This window comes from Acidovorax soli (genome assembly GCF_900107605.1).
Taxonomy (GTDB): Bacteria; Pseudomonadota; Gammaproteobacteria; order Burkholderiales; family Burkholderiaceae_C; genus Acidovorax; species Acidovorax soli.
Genome location: NZ_FNQJ01000007.1, coordinates 26,597 through 45,915 on the forward strand (window position 1 = coordinate 26,597; position 19,319 = coordinate 45,915).

The window sequence follows — 19,319 nt, forward strand, 5'->3', positions numbered from 1 at the left end:
CATGAACAGGCCGCTGGACTGGAAGCCGCTGGTGCTGGTGCCGCTGCTGGCCCTGCTGGTGCTGCCCTTCATCGGCTCGCCCAGCACCTGGCTCACGCTCACCGTGGCGGGGCTGGCCATGGGCATGATCATCTTCATCATTGCCTCGGGCCTCACGCTGGTGTTCGGCCTGATGGACGTGCTGAACTTCGGCCATGGCGTGTTCATTGCGTTGGGCGCCTTCGTGGCCACCGGCGTGCTGGGCGCCATGGGCAACTGGACGGGCTCGGCCGAACTCTGGCGCAACCTCGCGGCGGTGCTGCCGGCCATGCTGGTGGCCATGGCGGTGGCCGGCGCCGTGGGCCTGGCGTTCGAGCGCTTCATCGTGCGGCCGGTGTACGGCCAGCACCTCAAGCAGATCCTCATCACCATGGGCGGCATGATCATTGGTGAAGAGCTGATCAAGGTCATCTGGGGCCCCGCGCAGATCCCGCTGCCGTTGCCCCAGGGCATGCGCGGCAGCTGGCTGCTGGGCGATGCCGCCGTCGAAAAATACCGCGTGGTGGCCGTGCTGGTGGGGCTGATGGTGTTTGCGCTGCTGGCCTGGACGCTGTCGCGCACCAAGGTCGGCCTGCTGATCCGTGCGGGCGTGCAGGACCGCGAGATGGTCGAGGCGCTGGGTTACCGCATCCGCCGCTTGTTCGTGGGCGTGTTCGTGGCGGGCTCGGCGCTGGCCGGCCTGGGCGGTGTGATGTGGGGGCTGTACCAGCAAAGCGTGGTGCCGCAGATGGGTGCGCAGGTCAATGTGCTGATCTTCATCGTGATCATCATCGGCGGCCTGGGCAGCACGGGTGGCGCGCTGATTGGCGCGCTGCTGGTGGGACTCATGGCGAACTACACCGGCTTCCTGGTACCCAAGGTGGCGCTGTTTTCCAACATCGCGCTGATGGTGGTCATCCTGCTGTGGCGCCCACAGGGTGTTTACCCCGTCGCCAACCGTTGAAGAGGAACACCACACATGCTGAACCGACTTCTCTCCGGCGACTACCCGCGCAGCCAGCTGCTCGCGGTCATGCTTGTGGCCATTTTTCTGGGGCTGGCGTTTGCGCCCTTCCTGTTTCCGGGCGTCAAGGCGCTCAATGTCGCCGCCAAGGTGCTGGTCTTCGTGGTGCTGGCGGCCAGCTTCGACCTGCTGCTGGGCTACACCGGCATCGTGAGCTTTGCCCACACCATGTTCTTTGGCATCGGGGCCTACGGCATCGCTGTGGCCAACACGCGTTTGGGGCCCACCTGGACGGCGCTGGGCGTGGGCATGGGCGGCGCGCTGCTGCTGTCGCTGCTGCTGTCCTTGGCCGTGGGGCTCTTTTCGCTGCGCGTGCGGGCCATCTTTTTCGCCATGATCACGCTGGCCGTGGCCGCTGCGTTCCAGACGCTGGCCTCGCAGCTCTCGGACATCACGGGCGGTGAGGACGGGCTCACGTTCAAGGTGCCCGAGATCCTTTCGCCGAGCTTCGAGCCGTTCGAGGAACCCTTCCTGGGAGTCACCATCGACGGGCGCCTGATTTGCTATTACCTGCTTTTCGTGGCCGCCGTGGCCCTGGTGCTGGCGCTGCTGCGCATCGTCAACTCACCCTTCGGCCGCGTGCTGCAGGCCATCCGCGAAAACGAGTTCCGTGCCGAGGCCATCGGCTACCGCGTGGTGGTGTACCGCACCACATCGAGTGTGCTGTCGGCTCTGTTTGCCACCCTGGCCGGTGCCATGCTGGCGCTCTGGCTGCGCTACAACGGGCCCGATACCTCGCTCAGCTTCGAGATCATGATGGATTGCCTGCTCATCGTGGTGATCGGCGGCATGGGCACCATCTACGGCTCGGTCATCGGTGCCGTGCTGTTCGTGGCGGCGCAAAGCTACCTGCAGGACCTGCTGCGCTTGGGGCACGAAGCCACCACCAGCCTGCCGTGGCTGTCTGCCTTGCTCTCGCCCGACCGCTGGCTGCTGTGGCTGGGCGTGCTGTTTGTTTTGTCCGTTTACTACTTCCCCACCGGTGTGGTGGGGCGCCTGCGATCCCTGCGCGCCCAGGCCTGAGCGCGCTTTTCTGTGGCAGTAAAAAAGGAGACAACATGAAAGTGCATCTGCAGGACAAACGCGCCCTGAAAGTGGCCATGACCGCGTTGGCGGGGGCCGTTCTGGCCGCGTGCGGTGGCGGGTCTTCGGCCCCGACCAACCAACTTCCCACCGGCGTGACGCAGGTCAGTGCCACGGTCTATCCAGCGACCACGGTGGGCACGGGCGCCACCGCCGCCACCCAGGACCTGCTGACCGGCGGCATCGGCAAGACCGGCCTGGGCGGGGCCGCACCGGCCTATGCCGATTCCGCCAATCCCACGGCGGCCGAGCTGCGCCGCAACGCGCTGTATTCCAACTATCGCGGCATCCTCGACCCCTCGGTAGGTGGTGGCTACGGCACGCTGTACGGCCCCAACGTCACTGCGGCCGGTGCCGTCACCACCAGTGAAGGCCTGATTCCGGGCCGCGAATACGTGGCTGTGCTCGACGATGGCTCGGGCCGCAAGCGCACGGTGATTGCCGTGCAGGTGCCCGACAGCTTCAACCAGGCCAGCCCCTGCGTGGTGCTGGGCGCATCGTCGGGCTCGCGCGGGGTGTATGGCGCCATTGGAACGGCCGGTGAATGGGGCCTCAAGAAGGGTTGTGCCGTGGCGTTGACCGATGCTGGCAAGGGCGTGGGCCTGTACGACATGATGGATGACACCGTGCACAAGATCGATGGCACGCGCGCCACCCGCACGGCGGCCGGCACCCTCAATTTCTTTGCCGCCAATATCACCGATGCGGCCCGGGCCGCCTACAACGCCCTGTTCCCGAACCGGCTGGCCCTCAAGCAGGTGCACTCGCAGCAGAATCCGGAAAAAGACTGGGGCAACGACACGCTGGCGGCGGGCCGCTATGCGATGTTTGTGCTGAACGATCGCTATGGCACGGTTGCCAACCCGGTGCCGTTCACGCCCGAAAACACGATCGTGATCGCCGGCTCGGCATCCAACGGCGGTGCAGCCTCGCTGGGCGCGGCCGAAAAAGACAGCGGTGGGCTGATCGACGGTGTGGTGGCCTCCGAGCCCGTGACCGAAATGCCCACCGCCAGCGGCTACGGCATCCAGTTCGGCGGTGCGGCCGTCACGGGCTACGGCAAGACGCTGGCCGATTACACGACCTACGGCAACATCTACCAGCCCTGCGCAGCGCTGGCGGCCGGTGCGGCCATGGCTGAAACCTCGATCTTCAATTACATCCAGCTGGTGAGCATGACAGCCCGGGCCACGGCACGCTGCGATGGCCTGGCGGCCAAGGGGCTGGTCAGTGGCGCCGACACGGCGGCCCGTTCGCTGGATGCGCTCAACAAGCTGCGCGCCTTTGGCTGGACGCCCGACAACGACCAGATGCACAACGCCCACTATGCATTGGGCAACGGCCCCATCCTGTCGGCCATGTACCCGGTGAGCTATGGGCGTTTCCCGGTCGAGGCCAATGTCTGCAATACCAGCTTTGCGGCTGTGAATGCCGCTACGGGCGTGCCGGTTGCGGTGGCACCTGCGGCGTTGGCACAGAGCTTTGCCACGGCCAATGGCACCGCCAACGGCACACCGGCCACCGTGGTCTACAACGACTCGGTGGGCGGTGCCAAGGCCTGGCAATTCGCCATTTCGCCCTCGACCGGCGTGGCTGACTTCGGCCTGGATAACGCCCTGTGCCAGCGCGCGCTGGTCACGGGCACCGATCCGGTCAGCGGCACGGCGCTCACGGCCACCACCATGCCCACCAAGGCGCAGAGCGACGCCGTGCGCGCCGGCATCGCCGAGGTGGTGCTCAACGGCAACCTGCGCGGCAAGCCCACCATCATCGTCAGCGGCCGCAGCGACGCCCTGGTGCCGGTCAACAACAACGCGCGTGCCTATGCCGCCTACAACAAGGTGGTGGAAGGTGCCGACAGCAAGCTGCGCTACATCGAGGTGACGAACGGCCAGCATTTCGACGCCTTCCTGCCGTTTTCCGGGTTTGATACGCGCTTCGTGCCGCTGCACCCTTACTTCAACCAGGCCATGGACGCGATGTATGCGCACCTGAAATCGGGCACCGCCTTGCCCGCCAGCCAGGTGGTGCGTACCACGCCACGCGGTGGCAATCCCGGTGCAGCGCCGGCCATCACGGCCAGCAATGTGCCGCCCTTTGTGGCGGCGCCCGTGGTGGCGAATCAGATCGGGTTTGCCGGTACATCGCTGAGCGTGCCCAACTGAGCGCCTGCGAGGCCATCCGCCATGCCCCTGGAGCGTGAACGCATTTTCACGACCCGCTCGGGGCATGGCGGGTTCTTGCCCCTGGCCGAACATGCAACTACTTTCGCAGCGAAATCCGAAGCATCGTGACCCTGATCGCCATCCACAAACCGGCTGCAGCCTTCATCCAGCGCTACCGCGAACAAGGCGGCGGCGCGCAGCTGTACAACAGCTCGGTGGTGGCTCCCACCGAGCTGGTTCAGCGTGCCGGCCAGCAGAATGCGCCGGGCCCGGGCATCCGCCATTCGCCCACCAACCGGGTGGGGTCGCGCTGTGTCGGGGCCACGGTGATCGGCATCCACGGCTGTCTGATGCTGTAGGCGCGGGGCCCCGCTGTTTTTCTCCAGGCTGACCACCATGCTGTTCTCTTCGCGCTACCTGCGTTGTGCCGGTTACGAAATCCACGCCACCGAATGGGGAGCCCCCGATGCACCCGCCGTGATCGCATGGCATGGCCTGGCGCGCACGGGGCGTGACATGGATGAACTGGCGCGGCACCTGGCGCCGCGCTACCGGGTGATCTGCCCCGACACCATCGGCCGGGGTCTGAGCCAGTGGGCGCGCGCGCCGCAGGACGAATACCGCCTGTCGTTCTATGCCCGCATCGCCGCAGACCTGTTCGACCAGCTGGGCATCCGCCAGGCGCACTGGATCGGCACCTCCATGGGCGGCGCCATTGGCACGGTGTGCGCGTCGGGCCTGTTCGAGCCGCAGCTCAAGGGCCGCATCACCCGCCTGCTGCTCAACGACAACGCACCGCGCCTGGCCGATGCGGCGCTGGAGCGCATCAAGGCCTACGCAGGCCAGCCGCCCGCGTTTGACACCGTGATGGAGCTGGAGTCATTTTTCCGGCAGGTGTACCAACCCTATGGCTGGCTCAGCGATGCGCAATGGCGGCGGCTGACCGAAAGCAGCACGCGCCGCCTGCCCGATGGCCGCGTGACGCCGCACTACGACCCGGCCATGGTGCAGCAGTTCACGCACCACGCCAACGACTACCTGATCTGGGAGCACTACGATGCGCTCGACATTCCGGTGTTGTGCCTGCGTGGTGCCGATTCGGACCTGGTGCTTCCCGAGACCACCGCCGAGATGCTCACGCGTGGCCCGGGGGCCAGGGGCCTGGTGCGCGTGGTGGAGGTGCCCGGCTGCGGGCATGCGCCGGCGCTGAACGTGCCGGCGCACTTCGCCCTGGTGGACGGGTTCTTGTCGGGCGCCTGAATTCACGAACCTCAGGGTCTGTGCTGCCGGCAGGCTCCGGCGGGTGGGCGGTTTTGACAGGCAGGCCCTGGCCCGCTCTTGTGCCAGCGCAGCGGTGGCTCAGTGGCCCTGCCCGGGCATGGCGCCGCGCATGACCCGACCCCGCCTGGTATGCCCTGCGCTCTGGCAGGCACGCCGGAAGGCGCGCAGGGTTTGCTCGGCCCGGCTGAGCACCGTGCCCTCGACATCGGCGGCCCGTTCTGGCAATACGCCCGGCACCATGCCCGAAGCCTCGCCTGTCAGCAGCGCAATCCCTTCGCTCACATGGCCCACGGTATGGACATGGAACAGGCCGCGCTCCACCGCCTCCACAATGGCGCGGCTCAGCATCAGGTGGCGCAGGTTGCGGGCGGGGATCAGCACGCCCTGGGTGCCATCGAGCCCGGCCGCTGCGCAGGCGTGGAACCAGCCCTCGATCTTTTCGTTGATGCCGCCCACGGGCAGCACTTCGCCGTGCTGGTTGAGGGCGCCGGTCACGGCAATGCCCTGGCGCAGCGGCAGGCCCGACAGGCTGGACAGCAGCGCATACAGCTCGGCGCACGAGGCCGAGTCGCCCTCTACGCCGCTGTATTCCTGCTCGAAAACGATGGACGCGTTGAGCGCCAGCGGCGCCACATGGCTGAACAGGGCGGTCAGGTAGCTGTGCAGGATCAGCACGCCCTTGTCGTGGATGGGGCCCGACATATCGACTTCGCGTTCGATGTTGAGCAGGCCCTCGTGCCCGGCAAAAGTGCGTGCCGTGATGCGCACGGGGAATCCAAAGCGGTAGTCGCCCAGATCGACCTGCGTCATGGCGTTGACCTGGCCCACCACGGTGCCGTGCAGCGTGATCAGGCGCTCGCCCTCGGCGATGGACTCGTGCAGCTGCTCTTCGGGGTAGTTGTGGCGCAGGGCGTGGGCCTGCAGCGCGGCGTCCACATCGGGCGCCTGCACCAGCGTGCCGCCGCGCGAGCGGCACAGCGCGGCACTCTCGATCACCAGCGCTTCGGTGTTGGCAAACAGCGCGCTCTGGCGGCTCTGGTCGTCGGCCTCGCGGTGGGTCTGTTCCAGCAGGCGCGCCACGGCATCGGGGGCAAAGTGGGGCAGGCCGCGCTTTTGGCAGCTGTGGGCCACAAAGATGGCCGTGGCGTGGCGCGTGGCGGGGCTGGCGGCAAAGCGCTCGGCAAAGTCCACCTTCACGCGAAACCGGCGCGCAGTGTCGGGGTCGGCCTCCTGCAGGGCGTAGTACTCCTCGACCGAGCCGATCAGCACGATCTTCACATCCACGTCCACCGCTTCGGGCTGCAGCGCAATCGGCGCCGTGGGGCCGTGCGCTGCGGCGCTGCCCTCGTCGATCTGCAGGCGGCTGCAGCGCAGAAACCGGCGCAGCCGCGGCCACAGGCCTTCGTCTTCCACCAGGTCGCGCAGGTGCAGCACGATGAAGCCGCCATGGGCCTTGAGCAAGCTGCCAGCGCGAATGCTCGAAAAATCGGCGTGCGGCGGGTCGGTGTCGGTCTGCAGGTCGATGGCGCCAAACAGGCTGCGCATCTGGGGGTTGTCCTCCACGATCACGGGTGCGCCGTCGCGGCCGTCGTTATCGACCGCCAGGTTCACCTGGCAGCGGGCCAGCAGCTCGGCCAGATGTGCCTTGCGCTCGTCCTCGGCATCGTCGTCGGCATCGCCGGCTTCGAACAGTGCCAGCCGCGCCAGCACTTCGCGTGTCACCTGGTCGAGCCACTGGCCCAGCTTGGCGGTGTCCTTGATCTGTTTTTTGAGGCCCTGGCGGATGTCCTGCACCGCATGTTCGAGCAACGGCTCGATGGCCTGGCGGCGCAAGGTGGCCAGGGCCTCGTCGCGGGCGCGTTCCAGCGGGCGCATGGTGTCCAGGAAGCGGGCAATCTCGGCGCGCAAGGCCTGTTCGGCGGCATCGATTTCGGCGCGGCGCTCGCGTGGCAGGGCCAGGGCCTCGTTTTCGGTCAGCGGGTGGCCCTTGTCGCCCGTGAGGGTGAAGACCAGCTGGCCCCCTTCGCGCGACAGCCGGAAGTGGCGGGCCTCGGCGAAAGCGTCAAGCGTGGCAAAGGCGCTGGCTTCTTGCTTTTGCCAGACTTTGTGGATGGTTTCGGCCTCGGCCTTGCAATCGGGGCTGGCCAGGCGCTTGGGGATGTCGGTCTGCAGCATCCTGGCCATCTCCAGCAGGGCCACGCGCAACTGGCGCCCCTGGCCAGCGGGCAGGCGCAGGGCGCGGGGGCGCTCGGGCGCGTCGAAATTGTGCAGGTAGCACAGGTCGGGTGGCACGGCACGCCGGGCTGCCGCGGCCTGCGTGGCCTGGCGCAGCAGCGAAGTGCGCCCGCTGCCCGCCTCACCCAGCACGAACAGGTGATAGTCGGGCTGCTGCAGGCCCAAGCCAAACTGGGTGGCGGCCTGGGCGCGCTCCTGCCCGATCCAGGGCAGGGGCAGGTCCTGCAGCTCGGCGGTGCTGGCAAAGCCCAGCGATTCGGGTGCGATGGTCAGCCGCAGCTGATGGGGTTCAAGGGCAATGGCGGGCATGGGAGATGGCGGTGGCGCCGTGGATATTGGACTCCAATAGTCTCTGGCGCTTGATGGATAGGTGCTGGTAGCTATGAAAATAATAGTCAGTGCGCCACAGGGCAAACCCCCGCAGGTGCACCGCCTGCCAGCGCCTTGGCGCGCGCATCGGCCAGCGCAGCGGCATCGGGCACGCTGGTGGGCCAGCCGGCCAGGTGCTGCTGGGCCACCTGGCTCAGCGCGGTGATCCAGTGGGTGCTGTCGTTCAGGCAGGGGATGTAGTGAAACTCCTGGCCGCCGTGGTGCAAAAAGGCCTCGCGCACTTCCATGTTGATTTCTTCCAGTGTTTCCAGGCAGTCGCTGGTGAAGCCGGGGCACACCACATCCACGCGCCGGGTGCCCGCCTTGCCCAGCGCCTCGACGGTGGGCTGGGTGTAGGGCGTGAGCCACTTGGCCTTGCCAAAGCGCGACTGGAAGGTGATCTGGTAGTGGTCCTTGCGCAGGCCCAGGCGTTCGGCCAGCAGGCGGCCGGTCTTGAGGCTTTCGCAGTGGTAGGGGTCGCCCAGGTGCAGCGTGCGCTCGGGCACGCCATGAAAGCTCATCACCAGCTGGTCGGGCTGGCCGTGGTGTTTCCAGTGGGTTTCGATGGTGCGGGCCAGGGCGTCGATGTAGCCGGGGTGGTCGTGGTAGCGGTTCACAAAGCGCAGCTCGGGCACGCTGCGCGTGCGGGCGGCCCAGCTGTACACGGCGTCGAACACGCTGGCGGTGGTGGTACCCGAGTATTGCGGGTACAGCGGCAGGATCAGGATGCGGGTGGCGCCCTCGGCCTTGAGGGCATCGAGCTGGCTGGCGATGGAGGGGCTGCCGTAGCGCATGGCATGGCGCACCAGCACGCTGTGCCCGGCCTGGCCCAGCCAGCCGCGCAACAGCGTGGCCTGCTTGGCGGTCCATACCGCCAGGGGCGAGCCCTCGGGGGTCCAGATGCTGGCATATTTGGCGGCAGACTTGGCCGGGCGCGTGCGCAGGATGATGCCGTGCAGGATGGGCCACCAGGCCAGCTTGGGGATTTCGACCACGCGCTGGTCACCCAGGAAATCGGCCAGATAGCGCCGCACGGCAGGGGCCGTAGGCTCGTCGGGGGTTCCCAGGTTGCACAGCAGCACGGCGGTGCGTTCGGCCTGGCCGTGGTGAAAGGGTGGTTCGGTTTGAAAAGGCATGCGGCATTTTCACGCAAGGCAGGGCCGGTGCGCCGGCATGGGCTTTGGCCGCAGGCCCGGTTGCGGCCCCGGCGCTGCAGGTTCAGGCGTGCGTCTTGGCGTGGCCCTTGCCCTGTTCCCAGCGCGACTTGCAGGCCACGCAGTGTTGCGTCTGAGGCTCGATCTTGAGGCGCTCGAACGGGATGGCGCAGCCGCATTCGGCGCACAGTCCATAGCTGCCGTCTTCCATGGCCTCCAGGGCGTGGTCGATGCGCTTGACGTCAGCGGCGTCGATGTTGGTGAGCGCCTGGTCCACCTCTCGCACCACATTGCCTTGCTCGATGCCATCCTGGTCGGCGGCGGGCGGCGCGAGGTTCTCGCGGTTTTGCTGCATCTGGGACTCAAGGCTGCGGCGCGCCGCCAGCAGCAGGGCCTTGAGTTCTTCGCGTTGGGCGGCGGTCAGTGTTGTGTTCATGGTTTTCTCCGTTGGGGTTGATCTGTGCGTTCAGGTGCTGGCAGCGGCGCCTGCTTCTATTATGGGCAGAGCGCCAGGGCAAAAAATCTCTTGCACCCTCGCCGGTCCACTCTCGGTGGCTGCGTGGGGTATTCTCTGGCCGGAATTTCCAGGGCAATGCCCGTAACCCCCGCTTTCCCTGCATCGACTGTGCCCGCTTGCTCCCTTGACATCTCCCGCATCCGTGCCGTTACCCTCGACCTGGACGACACCCTGTGGCCCATCTGGCCCACCATCACCCGGGCCGAAGCGGTCTTGCTGCAATGGCTGACCGTGCATGCCCCCGCCACCGCGGCGTTGTATTCCGACACCGCGGCGCTGCGGGCCATCCGCAACCAGATGGGGAGCCTGCGCCCCGACCTGCGGCACGACCTGGGTGCCTTGCGCCGCGAATCCATCCGCCTGGCCCTCACCCAGGCCGGGGATGAAGCGGCACTGGCCGAGCCCGCGTTCGAGGTGTTCTTTGCCGAGCGCCAGCGGGTGGAGCTGTTTGACGATGCACACACCACGCTGGCGTTTCTTGCCGGACGCTACCCGGTGGTGGCCGTGTCCAATGGCAACGCGGATGTGCACCGCGTGGGCATCGGGCATTACTTCCAAGCCAGCATCAGCGCACACGAATTTGGTGTGCCCAAGCCCGACCCGCGCATCTTTCACGCCGCCGCCAGCACCCTGGGAGTCGAACCCCACGAGGTGCTGCATGTGGGGGACGATGCCACGCTCGATGCGCTGGCGGCCATCACCGCCGGCATGCAGGCCGTATGGCTGAACCCGGTGCGCAAGGACTGGCCCCACGACACACCGCCCCATGCCACCGTGGCCAGCCTCACCGAGCTGTGCCGTCTGCTGGACGACCCGGCGACACCCCGTTAAACCGCTTTTGCCGGAAGAACCGATGCGCTTTACCCCGCCCCCCTTGCCCGTCGTCCGTACCATCGGGCTGATGCAACCGCTGGCCTGGCTGGCCCTGGGCTGGCGCGACATGGCGCGTGCCGGCTGGATCAGCTTTGCCCACGGCCTGGCCATCACGCTGCTGGGCGCCGCCATCATGGCCGTGGCCTACAACCGTTTCTGGCTGCTGGCGGGCGCGCTGTCGGGCTTTCTGGTGGTGGCGCCGGTGCTGGCCACCAGCCTGTATGCCCTGAGCCGTGCGCTGGAGCAGCGCGAGAGCGCCAACACCGCCGTGGTGCTGAAAACCTGGCTCAACTGGCAGAACAGCCATGTCAACAAGTGGGGCAATGATTATTGGTGCATGGTGCAGTTCGGCGTGCTGCTGGCGCTGGCCGCCACCGGCTGGGTGGTGACCTCGGCGGCCCTGATCACCCTGCTGGCGCCCGTGCCCATCGAGACGCCGCGAGACTTTCTGCTGCATGTGGTGCTGGCCCGCGAGGGCTGGCTGTTCGAGCTGTGGCTGGCGCTGGGCAGCCTGATGGCCGCGCCCATCTTTTTGTCCAGCGTGGTGGCCATGCCCTTGCTGCTGGACCGGCGCGCCAGCCTTCGCCAGGCCATCCTGACGAGCTGGCAGGCGGTGCTGGCCAACCCGGTGCCGATGGCGCTGTGGGCTGCGCTGATTCTGGGTTTCACGCTGCTGGGGCTGGGTTCGTTGCTGCTGGGGATGGTTGCCGTCATGCCCATGCTGGGCCATGCCAGCTGGCATGCCTACCGCGACCTGGTGGATGCCTCCAGCCTGCCGCCGCGCGATTCGTACAAGGGTCCTGCCCAGGGGGGGCGCTCGTGATTTTTGGATTTACCGAAGCGCAGATTTCGAGCTTCTTCCTCACCTACGGGGTAGGGGCTTTCATCCTGTACATGATTTTCATCATCGGGCAACTGGCCTGGGCTTCCAAGGCCGGCCGGTTTGGCACCTTTGTGCTGTTCCTGGGGCTGGGCGTGGGCTTCCTGGGGTTCCTGGCCAAGGTGGTCATCCAGTGGTGGCTGGAGAAATAACGCGACCCCCCGGCCGGCCAGTGGCCCGGGGCGATCATTAACGCGACTCCCGCAGCAGGCCCAGGCCCGGGCCCCCGCTGCGGGACCTGGTGCGCCCATCATACGGTTTTGAATTCAATCGGATAACTGGGCGGGAAGCCGCAGACAGTGCTGTAGCACGGCAAGGCGAACTAACGACGTTATACGTTTGAAGGCAAAGCCGTATCAGTCGGGCTTGACCTTGGCGCGCAGCAGCACCTTCTTCCAGCGCGCCTGCTCGGCTGCGATGAACTGGGCAAACTGCGCGGGCGTGCCGCCAATGGCTTCGGCCGCATCGGCATTGAGGCGCCTGAGCGATTCCGGTGCCTTGACGGCCTTCATGGTTTCGGCGGCGAGCTTGTCGATGTGCTCCTGCGGGAGGCTGGCGGGGGCCAGCATGCCGTACCACTGCGTCATCTCGAAACCGGGAAAGCCTTGTTCGGCCACGGTGGGCACATCGGGCAGCTGCGGCAGGCGCTGGGCCGAACCGGTGGCGATGCAGCGCACCTTGCCCGACTTGACGAACGGCAGCATGGCGGCGGCGCCCACGGCAGCAGCGTCCAGCCGGCCCGACAGCAGGTCGGTCATCATGGGGCCGGTGCCGCGGTAGGGCACATGCAGCATGAACATGTCGGCCGTCATCTTGAGGTATTCAAACGCCAGGTGCCCCGCGCTGCCGTTGCCCGCCGAGCCGTAGCTGAGCTTGGCCGGGTTCTTCTTGGCATAGGCGATGAATTCCTTGAGGTTCTTCGCCGGCACATCGGGGTGCACCACGTACAGGCTGGGCACCTTGGCCAGCAGGCTCACGGGCTTGAAGTCCTTGTTGGCGTCGTAGGGCAGCTTGTCGAAGATGAAGGGGTTCACCGCCAGCGTGCCGATGTGGCCCAGGATCAGCGTGTGCTGGTCTTCGGCGCGCGCCACTTCCTGCATGGCGATGTTGCCCGCTGCGCCCGGCTTGTTGTCCACGAACACGCTCTGGCCCAGCGTCTTGGAGAGCTCGGCGGCGGTGGAGCGGGCCACGATTTCCGAGCTGCCGCCTGGTGCAAAGGGCACCACGAAGCGCACTGATTTGCTCGGCCAGGGGGTCTGGCTCCACGAAGTCGCGGGCAGCAGACCACCCAGGGCCATCGCGCTGCTGGCGGTCAGCAGCTGGCGGCGGGTGGGGCACAAGGCGGAAGAGGGGTGGGGCGGCATGGTGCAGTCTCCTTGGCAGGAATTACAGTCAAAAATGGGCTGCGGCCATGGTGCACCGCCACGCTGTCGAACGGCTGTCAAACTGCGGTCGGTGGGCTAGGGAGTTTCCCGGGGGCGGTCGCAGAGGCCTTTGCGTTTCCTCAGGCCAGGGCTGCCGCTGCCGTGCCACTCAGCACCGCGCCTTCCAGCGTGGCCGGGTAGGGGCCTTCGATGTAGTCGCCGCAGGCGCACAGGCCGTCCGCCAGTGCCGGCGCGGGCCGCTGCAGGCCGGGCGTGCAGGCAAAGGTGGCGCGTTTTTCAATCACCGTCTGGACGATGCCCAGGCCCTGCAGCCCCAGCTGTTCGCGCGTCTGCTGCAGCACCGCGCGCTCCAGGGTGGCGCGGTCGCCCGCGCTGGCACTGACCACAAAGGCCAGCAAACCCGCCGGGCCGCCCAGCTGGCCCCGGTCGAACACGAACTGCGCGGGCCGGCCCGCGCCAGGGCGCAGCGCCAGCATGGGCCGGCTGAGCAAGTGGCCATGCGATGGCGCCGGCGCCTGGGCGTAGACGGTGGAGATGGCCGTGAAGCGCAGCGCCTGTGCGCTGTCGGCCCAGGCGTGCAGGGCGGCTGCCTCGGGGCCTGGCAACGTGCTTTGTGCCGTCAGCGCCAGGCGGGCCGCCTCGGTGCTGGTGATGGCCAGCACCACGGCTTCAAACGGCAGGCCGTCCACCCGCCAGCCTGCGGCGCCGTGGGGGCCACCCGCAGGGCTGCGTGCCAGGCGCTGCACCCGGTGGCCGGTGTGCAGCGCGCCACCCTGGGCCTGCAGCCAACGCCCGGCCGCTTCAGGAAACAGGGCGCCCAGGTCGGTGCGCGGCAGCAGCAGGTTGGAGCCGCCCCGGCCGCTGAACAGGCTGTCCTGCAGCACGCGCAAAAACACCTGGCCGCTGGCTTCGTGCGACAGGGTGTTGAGGGCCGACACGCACAGCGGATCGATGAACTCGGCCATCAGGCGCGGCGTGAGCCCGGCGCACAGCTGGGCTACCGAAACCTCGGGCGCGCAGCAAAAGCCGCGCCGCTGCCAGTCCGAGGCCGTGCGCAGCAGCGCCAGCTTGTCGCGCCAGCCCCAGCCCCGGGCAGTGGCGATGCCCGCCAGGGCATCCAGCGGCGGCGGCAGATCGGGCAACTGCAGTCCCTGGCCATCGGGGAACTGCAGCGTGAGCGGCAGGCGCAGCAGCGCAGCGTCGGGGTCCACCCCCACCAGCCGCATCAGGCGCAGGCTGGTCGCATAGGCGCCGATCAGGATATGCTGGCCGTTGTCCAGCGTGGCCGCGGTGCCATCGGGCAAGCTGGCGGGCACGGCGCGCGCACGGCCGCCCACGGTGCGCGCCGCTTCAAAAACGGTGACCTGCCGGCCCGCCTGCGTGTGCGCAATGGCGGCGGCCATGCCGGCCCAGCCGGCACCGATCACGGCAACCCGTGCCGCCATCAGGACATGCGCCCGAGCGCCTGCACCTTCCACGCCAGCCAGAACTTGCGCAGCGGCGTCAGACGGATGCGCTGGTGCAGCACCTGAAAGTTCTCGTGTTCGATCTCGCGCAGCAGCGTGCGGTAGATGCTGGCCATCATCAGGCCGGGCTTCTGGGCGCGGCGGTCGGCGTCGGGCAGCAGGGCAAAGGCCTCTTCGTACAGGCGGTGCGCGCGCTCGGCCTGAAAGCGCATCAGGGCGGTGAAGCGGTCGGAATACTGGCGCTTCAAGATCTCGTGCGCCTTCACGTCAAACTGCTGCAGTTCGCTTACCGGCAGGTAGATACGGCCCAGCATGGCGTCCTCGCCCACGTCGCGGATGATGTTGGTGAGCTGAAACGCCAGGCCCAGCCGGTGGGCGTATTCGGTGGTGCGCGGGTCGGTCTGGCCAAAGATGCGCGCCGCCACCTCGCCCACCACGCCCGCCACCAGGTGGCAATAGCCCGAAAGGCCGGCAAAGTCGAGGTAGCGCGTCTGCTCCAGGTCCATCTGGCAGCCGTCGATCACCGCCTGCAGGTGGCGCTGCTCGATGCCGTAGTCCAACGTGTGCGGCATCAGCGCCTGCATCACCGGGTGGGTGGGCTGGCCGGCAAAAGCCTTGGCCACCTCGGCCTGCCACCAGGCCAGCTTGGTGCGGGCCACGCCGGGGTCGGTCACTTCATCGACCACATCGTCCACCTCGCGGCAAAACGCATAAAACGCCGTGATGGCCGCGCGGCGCGGCGCGGGCAGGAAGAGAAAGGCGTAATAAAAGCTGCTGCCCGAGGCCACGGCCTTTTGCTGAACGTACTGCTGCGGTGTCATGGGGCCGGATTGTCCCATGCCGAACAGCGTCTGCCGGGGTGGTGAGGTTTGAAGTATTTTTGGCCGCTGGCGATTGCTGAATAAGCGCTGGCAGCTATTGATTTGAGAGTGACTGGTTTGGTAGCGCTTCAGCACTCCACCACGTTCACCGCCAGCCCGCCGCGCGAGGTTTCCTTGTATTTGACCTTCATGTCGGCGCCGGTCTGCATCATGGTTTTGATGACCTTGTCGAGCGAAACCACATGCTGGCCGTCCCCGCGCAGGGCCATGCGGGCGGCGTTGATGGCCTTGATGGCGCCCATGGCGTTGCGTTCGATGCAGGGGATCTGCACCAGGCCGCCCACGGGGTCGCAGGTCATGCCCAGGTTGTGCTCCATGCCGATCTCGGCGGCGTTCTCGATCTGCTCAGGGCTACCGCCCATCACGGCTGCCAGCGCGCCGGCGGCCATGGAGCAGGCCACGCCCACCTCGCCCTGGCAGCCGACTTCGGCGCCCGAGAGCGAGGCGTTCTCTTTGTAGATGATGCCGATGGCGCCGGCGGTGAGCAAAAAGTTGGCGATGCCGTCTTCGTTGGCCTTGCCGGCGCCCAGCAGAAAGTTGACGTAGTAGTGCAGCACGGCGGGGATGACGCCGGCCGCGCCGTTGGTGGGGGCGGTGACCACGCGGCCGCCGGCGGCGTTTTCCTCGTTGACGGCCATGGCGTACAGGTTGACCCAGTCGAGCATGGCGAGCGGGTCGCGCAGGGCGGCCTCGGGGTGGCTGCTCAGGCTTTTGTGCAGTTCGGCGGCGCGGCGGCGCACATGCAGGGGGCCGGGCAGGTTGCCGGTGCTGCCGCAGCCGCGCTGCACGGCGCTGGCCATGGTCTGCCAGATGGCCAGGAGCTGGCGGCGCACTGCGGCGGCACTGCGCCAGTGCTCTTCGTTGGCGGCCATGAGCTGGGCGGGGGTGAGGCCGGTGGCCTGGCACTGGGCCAGAAGCTCGGCACCGGTGCGGAACGGGTAGGGCAGGCCACGGCCGTGGCCGGCTGTGTCGGCATCGGCGCCGGCGGCAAGGTTGAGCACGCGCTCGCCGGTGGCATCGATCACGAAGCCGCCACCCACCGAGTAGTACTCGCGCACCGCGATCTCTTCGCCCTGCGCGTTGAAGGCGTGAAAGCACATGCCGTTGGGGTGCAGCGGCAGGCTTTTGCGGCGAAACAGCAGGTGCTCTTTTTCGATGAAGGGCACGGTGTGCGTGCCCAGCAGCGCCAGCGTGCCGCTGCTGCGGATCTGCGCAATGGCGGGCGCGATCAGCTCGGGGTCGATGCGGTCGGGTTCGTGCCCGGCCAGGCCCAGCAGCACGGCGCGGTCGGTGCCATGGCCCACGCCGGTGGCCGAGAGCGAGCCGAACAGTTCCACCGCGACGCCGTGCACCGCCGCCAGGCCCACGCTGGCCTGCAGGTGGCAGGCGAATTGCCGCGCGGCAATCATGGGCCCCACGGTGTGCGAGCTCGATGGGCCGATGCCGATCTTGAAGAGGTCGAAAACGCTGACGGAGAGGGGAGAGGTGGTCATGGTGGCGAGGCTAATCGGACGGCAGGGCTGCAGCATGCGCGCAATCCCTGCCCACGATGCGCCGCCCGCGCTGCAACCATGGCGACTGGCAGGTTGATTGCTGCATATTTAATAGCTACTAGCGCTTGTTGGATAAGCCATTGCGGCTGTTTTTGCTTCAATCCTTTTGACCGAGGCCCACCCCGTGTCAGATCGCCTTGCCGCCCATGAATCTTTCTTACATTGCCAGCGCGCGGCCCAGCATCAGGCCCCAGTCCCAGGCGTGGAGCCTGGGGCGCGTGTGCAGGCTGCCGCCTTGCAGGGCATCGACCTTGTCGAGGATGCGCAGGCCGCCTTGCACCACCAGGCGCAGCTCCCAGCCCGCGCGGCCGGGCAGGCGGTGGACCAGGGGGGCGCCGCTTTGCATGCTGGTGCGGGCCCAGCGGGCGCAGTCGGCAATCAGGCGCGCGTTGTCGGGGGTGCTGCGCAGCGCCAGCAGGTCGGCAGGGCCGGCGCCGTGGCGGGCGCAGTCGGCGTGGGGCAGGTAGTGGCGGCCGCGGGGAATGTCCACGCTCAGGTCTTGCCAGAAGTTGATGAGCTGCAGGGCGGTGCAGATGGCGTCGCTTTCTTGGAGGGCCTGTGCGCCGGTCACGCCATACAGGTGCAGCAGCAGGCGGCCGACGGGGTTGGCGGAGCGGCGGCAATAGTCGAGCAGCTCGGCGCGGTCGGCGTAGCCCTGGGCGTCGCGGGTTTTTTCCACGTCCTGGATGAAGGCGCTGAGCAGGTCGTCGAGCAGCGGCACCGGCAGCTGGTGCTGGCGCAACACGGCCTGCAGCGGGCCAAACACGGCGGCCCAGGGCGCCGCAGGGGGCTGGCCTGCGGCCACGCGGGCCAGTTCGGCCCGGTAGGCGGCCAGGTCGGCCAGGCGCTGGGCGGGCGTGGCGTCGCCTTCGTCGGCCATGTCGTCCGCCGTGCGGGCAAAGGCGTAGATGGCGGCAATGGGCTGGCGCAGGTGGGGCGGGCACAGCAGCGAGGCCACCGGGAAGTTCTCGTAGTGCGTGACGGGCGCGGCCACCACCGGCGCGGTCGGCTGTGGTGCTGCGGCAGCATCAGGGTCAGGAGAGTGCGGGCGTTGATTCACAGGCGGGATTGTCGCTTGACATTGCCAGGGCGTCCCTCTAGATTACTAACCGGTCAGTCAGTAAAATTTCGCGGTTTGGTTGCCTTGTCCCGCTGAAAACATGGGAGCACATGGGGCGGCGCTTTGATCGTCGTCACATGGGTGCGGGGCACCTGCCGTTCTTACCCCGGATGTCCCATGCGCACACCCTTCACCCGGCGGCCTTCGCTGCGGTATCTGTTTCTTGTTGTCTCTGCCGCCTCGCTGGCGGCCTGTTCCCGGCCGGCACCGCCCGAGGAGCCCGTGCGCGCGGTCAAGCTGCTCACGGTGGGCGTGGGGGCGCTGCAGTCCAGCCTGGAATATGCGGGCGAAGTGCGCGCGCGCGTGGAATCGCGCCTGGGCTTTCGGGTGGCGGGCAAGATCGTGCAGCGCCAGGCCGAACTGGGCCAGCGGGTGAAAGCCGGGCAGGTGCTGGCGCAACTCGATCCGCGCGATTACCAGTTGGCGGCAGATGCCGCGCGTGCACAACTGGCAGCGGCGACCACGCAGCGTGATCTGGCGGCGGCCGACTTCAGGCGCTACCAGGCCTTGAAGGAACAGAACTTCATCAGCGGCGCCGAGCTGGAGCGCCGCGAGGCCACCCTCAAGGCCGCGCAGGCCACGCTGGACCAGGCGCGCGCGCAGCTGTCTTCGCAAGGCAATCAGACCGGGTACACCACGCTGGTGGCCGATGTGTCGGGCGTGGTCACGGGCATCGAGGCCGAGCCGGGCCAGGTGGTGGCAGCGGGCACGCCCGTGGTGCGCATTGCACAGGACGGCCCGCGCGATGTGGTGTTTGCCGTGCCCGAAGACAAGGTGGCGCACATCGCGCGCGGCCAGGACGTGGCGGTGCGTGGCTGGTCGGGCGGCGCGCCGCTGACGGGCCGCGTGCGCGAGGTGGCGGCCAGCGCCGATGCGGCCACGCGCACCTACCAGGTCAAGGTGGCGCTGGAAGGCGGCGATGTGCCGGCCCTGGGCGCCACGGTGTATGTCACGCCCAAGGCCTTGAGCCACGCGGGCGTTGCGGCCATCAAGCTGCCCACCAGCGCGCTGCGCCAGGAGGGGCAGGCCACGGCGGTGTGGGTGTATGACCCCGCCACCAGCACGGTGCGGTCGCAGGTGGTGCAGATTGCCACGGCCGATGGCAATGACGCCGTGGTGGCGTCGGGCCTTGCGCCGGGCATGCAGGTGGTGGCCACGGGGGTGCATGTGCTCTCGTCGGGGCAGAAGGTCATGGTTTATCGGCCGAAAGTGGTTGTTGCGCCTGTGCCTAAAGCGCAAACAGCTACGCAATCAATAGCGATTCCTCCGGTGCCTGCTGCCTCTGCGGCGGCTGCGGCCTCTTCCGCAAAGTAAG

At 67.8% G+C, this 19,319-nt stretch carries 17 protein-coding genes; 9 read left to right on the plus strand and 8 right to left on the minus strand.

Translation table 11 applies throughout. From position 1 onward, the window contains the following. The first annotated feature begins 1 nt into the window (after position 1). The 5 genes from BLW02_RS07345 (at position 2) to BLW02_RS07365 (ending at position 5,550) form a co-directional block, all read left to right on the plus strand. Positions 2 to 982 carry a branched-chain amino acid ABC transporter permease gene (locus BLW02_RS07345; protein WP_092697711.1) on the plus strand — a complete coding sequence of 327 codons (981 nt, stop codon included), beginning with the start codon at positions 2 to 4 and terminating at the stop codon, positions 980 to 982. 15 nt (positions 983 to 997) lie between these two features. Then, entirely contained in the window at positions 998 to 2,065 is a 1,068-nt protein-coding gene (locus BLW02_RS07350; protein ID WP_092697712.1) for a branched-chain amino acid ABC transporter permease, read from the plus strand. A gap of 35 nt (positions 2,066 to 2,100) precedes the next feature. Then, positions 2,101 to 4,290, plus strand: coding sequence for a 3-hydroxybutyrate oligomer hydrolase family protein (locus BLW02_RS07355; RefSeq protein WP_244273642.1), 2,190 nt, complete (start codon positions 2,101 to 2,103; stop codon positions 4,288 to 4,290). A 125-nt stretch (positions 4,291 to 4,415) separates the two neighbouring features. Then, the gene (locus BLW02_RS07360; RefSeq protein WP_244273643.1) at positions 4,416 to 4,649 is read left to right on the plus strand and encodes a hypothetical protein; all 234 of its coding nucleotides are present in this window, start codon (positions 4,416 to 4,418) and stop codon (positions 4,647 to 4,649) included. Between the two features lie 37 nt (positions 4,650 to 4,686). After that, complete coding sequence (locus BLW02_RS07365; protein ID WP_092697713.1) at positions 4,687 to 5,550, plus strand: alpha/beta fold hydrolase; 864 nt, start codon at positions 4,687 to 4,689, stop codon at positions 5,548 to 5,550. 99 nt (positions 5,551 to 5,649) lie between these two features. Here the strand turns inward: BLW02_RS07365 and BLW02_RS07370 are convergent, their stop codons facing one another. From BLW02_RS07370 to BLW02_RS07380, 3 genes are all read right to left on the minus strand, one after another. After that, positions 5,650 to 8,115 carry a Lon protease family protein gene (locus BLW02_RS07370; protein WP_092697714.1) on the minus strand — a complete coding sequence of 822 codons (2,466 nt, stop codon included), beginning with the start codon at positions 8,113 to 8,115 and terminating at the stop codon, positions 5,650 to 5,652. Positions 8,116 to 8,201: 86 nt separating this feature from the next. Next, a complete protein-coding gene (gene hemH / locus BLW02_RS07375) occupies positions 8,202 to 9,311 on the minus strand; it encodes a ferrochelatase (protein ID WP_092697715.1) in 1,110 nt (369 codons plus the stop codon). 82 nt (positions 9,312 to 9,393) lie between these two features. After that, complete coding sequence (locus BLW02_RS07380) at positions 9,394 to 9,765, minus strand: TraR/DksA family transcriptional regulator (protein WP_092697716.1); 372 nt, start codon at positions 9,763 to 9,765, stop codon at positions 9,394 to 9,396. A gap of 156 nt (positions 9,766 to 9,921) precedes the next feature. Here BLW02_RS07380 and BLW02_RS07385 point away from each other — a divergent pair, with 156 nt between their 5' ends. From BLW02_RS07385 to BLW02_RS07395, 3 genes are read left to right on the plus strand one after another with little or no spacing between them, the layout of a single operon-like run. After that, positions 9,922 to 10,677, plus strand: a complete 756-nt coding sequence (locus tag BLW02_RS07385; RefSeq protein WP_092697717.1) for an HAD family hydrolase — start codon at positions 9,922 to 9,924, stop codon at positions 10,675 to 10,677. A 22-nt stretch (positions 10,678 to 10,699) separates the two neighbouring features. Further along, a complete protein-coding gene (locus BLW02_RS07390; RefSeq protein ID WP_092697718.1) occupies positions 10,700 to 11,542 on the plus strand; it encodes a DUF2189 domain-containing protein in 843 nt (280 codons plus the stop codon). Then, positions 11,539 to 11,751: a DUF2788 domain-containing protein gene (locus BLW02_RS07395; RefSeq protein ID WP_092697719.1), complete on the plus strand. Its 213-nt coding sequence runs from the start codon at positions 11,539 to 11,541 to the stop codon at positions 11,749 to 11,751. The genes BLW02_RS07390 and BLW02_RS07395 overlap by 4 nt, the downstream gene beginning before the upstream one ends. A gap of 204 nt (positions 11,752 to 11,955) precedes the next feature. Here BLW02_RS07395 and BLW02_RS07400 read toward each other — a convergent pair whose 3' ends face one another. The 5 genes from BLW02_RS07400 to hpnC form a co-directional block, all read right to left on the minus strand. Next, on the minus strand, positions 11,956 to 12,963 hold the full coding sequence (locus BLW02_RS07400; protein ID WP_092697720.1) for a Bug family tripartite tricarboxylate transporter substrate binding protein: 1,008 nt from the start codon (positions 12,961 to 12,963) through the stop codon (positions 11,956 to 11,958). A gap of 140 nt (positions 12,964 to 13,103) precedes the next feature. After that, positions 13,104 to 14,429 (minus strand): hydroxysqualene dehydroxylase HpnE, encoded by a 1,326-nt coding sequence (gene hpnE, locus BLW02_RS07405; RefSeq protein ID WP_092697721.1) that lies wholly within the window; start codon positions 14,427 to 14,429, stop codon positions 13,104 to 13,106. Beyond that, on the minus strand, positions 14,429 to 15,271 hold the full coding sequence (hpnD, locus tag BLW02_RS07410) for a presqualene diphosphate synthase HpnD (RefSeq protein WP_092697722.1): 843 nt from the start codon (positions 15,269 to 15,271) through the stop codon (positions 14,429 to 14,431). Before hpnD ends, hpnE begins: the two co-directional genes overlap by 1 nt. A 128-nt stretch (positions 15,272 to 15,399) precedes the next feature. After that, on the minus strand, positions 15,400 to 16,824 hold the full coding sequence (locus BLW02_RS07415; protein ID WP_092697723.1) for an L-serine ammonia-lyase: 1,425 nt from the start codon (positions 16,822 to 16,824) through the stop codon (positions 15,400 to 15,402). Positions 16,825 to 17,041: 217 nt separating this feature from the next. Further along, positions 17,042 to 17,944 carry a squalene synthase HpnC gene (hpnC, locus tag BLW02_RS07420; RefSeq protein ID WP_092697724.1) on the minus strand — a complete coding sequence of 301 codons (903 nt, stop codon included), beginning with the start codon at positions 17,942 to 17,944 and terminating at the stop codon, positions 17,042 to 17,044. Positions 17,945 to 18,121: 177 nt separating this feature from the next. On the opposite strand from hpnC, the gene BLW02_RS07425 reads away from it, so the two are divergent. Beyond that, a complete protein-coding gene (locus tag BLW02_RS07425; RefSeq protein ID WP_092697725.1) occupies positions 18,122 to 19,318 on the plus strand; it encodes an efflux RND transporter periplasmic adaptor subunit in 1,197 nt (398 codons plus the stop codon). Position 19,319: the final 1 nt, after the last annotated feature.

Excerpts from the sequence above, each read along its gene's own strand:
- BLW02_RS07350 (WP_092697712.1), top strand. The coding sequence starts at position 998 with ATGCTGAACCGACTTCTCTCCGGCGACTACCCGCGCAGCCAGCTGCTC.
- BLW02_RS07385 (WP_092697717.1), top strand. The coding sequence starts at position 9,922 with ATGCCCGTAACCCCCGCTTTCCCTGCATCGACTGTGCCCGCTTGCTCC.
- hpnD (WP_092697722.1), bottom strand. The coding sequence starts at position 15,271 with ATGACACCGCAGCAGTACGTTCAGCAAAAGGCCGTGGCCTCGGGCAGC.
- BLW02_RS07370 (WP_092697714.1), bottom strand. The coding sequence starts at position 8,115 with ATGCCCGCCATTGCCCTTGAACCCCATCAGCTGCGGCTGACCATCGCA.
- BLW02_RS07380 (WP_092697716.1), bottom strand. The coding sequence starts at position 9,765 with ATGAACACAACACTGACCGCCGCCCAACGCGAAGAACTCAAGGCCCTG.
- BLW02_RS07355 (WP_244273642.1), top strand. The coding sequence starts at position 2,101 with ATGAAAGTGCATCTGCAGGACAAACGCGCCCTGAAAGTGGCCATGACC.
- hemH (WP_092697715.1), bottom strand. The coding sequence starts at position 9,311 with ATGCCTTTTCAAACCGAACCACCCTTTCACCACGGCCAGGCCGAACGC.
- BLW02_RS07390 (WP_092697718.1), top strand. The coding sequence starts at position 10,700 with ATGCGCTTTACCCCGCCCCCCTTGCCCGTCGTCCGTACCATCGGGCTG.
- BLW02_RS07365 (WP_092697713.1), top strand. The coding sequence starts at position 4,687 with ATGCTGTTCTCTTCGCGCTACCTGCGTTGTGCCGGTTACGAAATCCAC.
- BLW02_RS07345 (WP_092697711.1), top strand. The coding sequence starts at position 2 with ATGAACAGGCCGCTGGACTGGAAGCCGCTGGTGCTGGTGCCGCTGCTG.
- BLW02_RS07400 (WP_092697720.1), bottom strand. The coding sequence starts at position 12,963 with ATGCCGCCCCACCCCTCTTCCGCCTTGTGCCCCACCCGCCGCCAGCTG.
- hpnE (WP_092697721.1), bottom strand. The coding sequence starts at position 14,429 with ATGGCGGCACGGGTTGCCGTGATCGGTGCCGGCTGGGCCGGCATGGCC.
- BLW02_RS07415 (WP_092697723.1), bottom strand. The coding sequence starts at position 16,824 with ATGACCACCTCTCCCCTCTCCGTCAGCGTTTTCGACCTCTTCAAGATC.
- BLW02_RS07425 (WP_092697725.1), top strand. The coding sequence starts at position 18,122 with ATGCGCACACCCTTCACCCGGCGGCCTTCGCTGCGGTATCTGTTTCTT.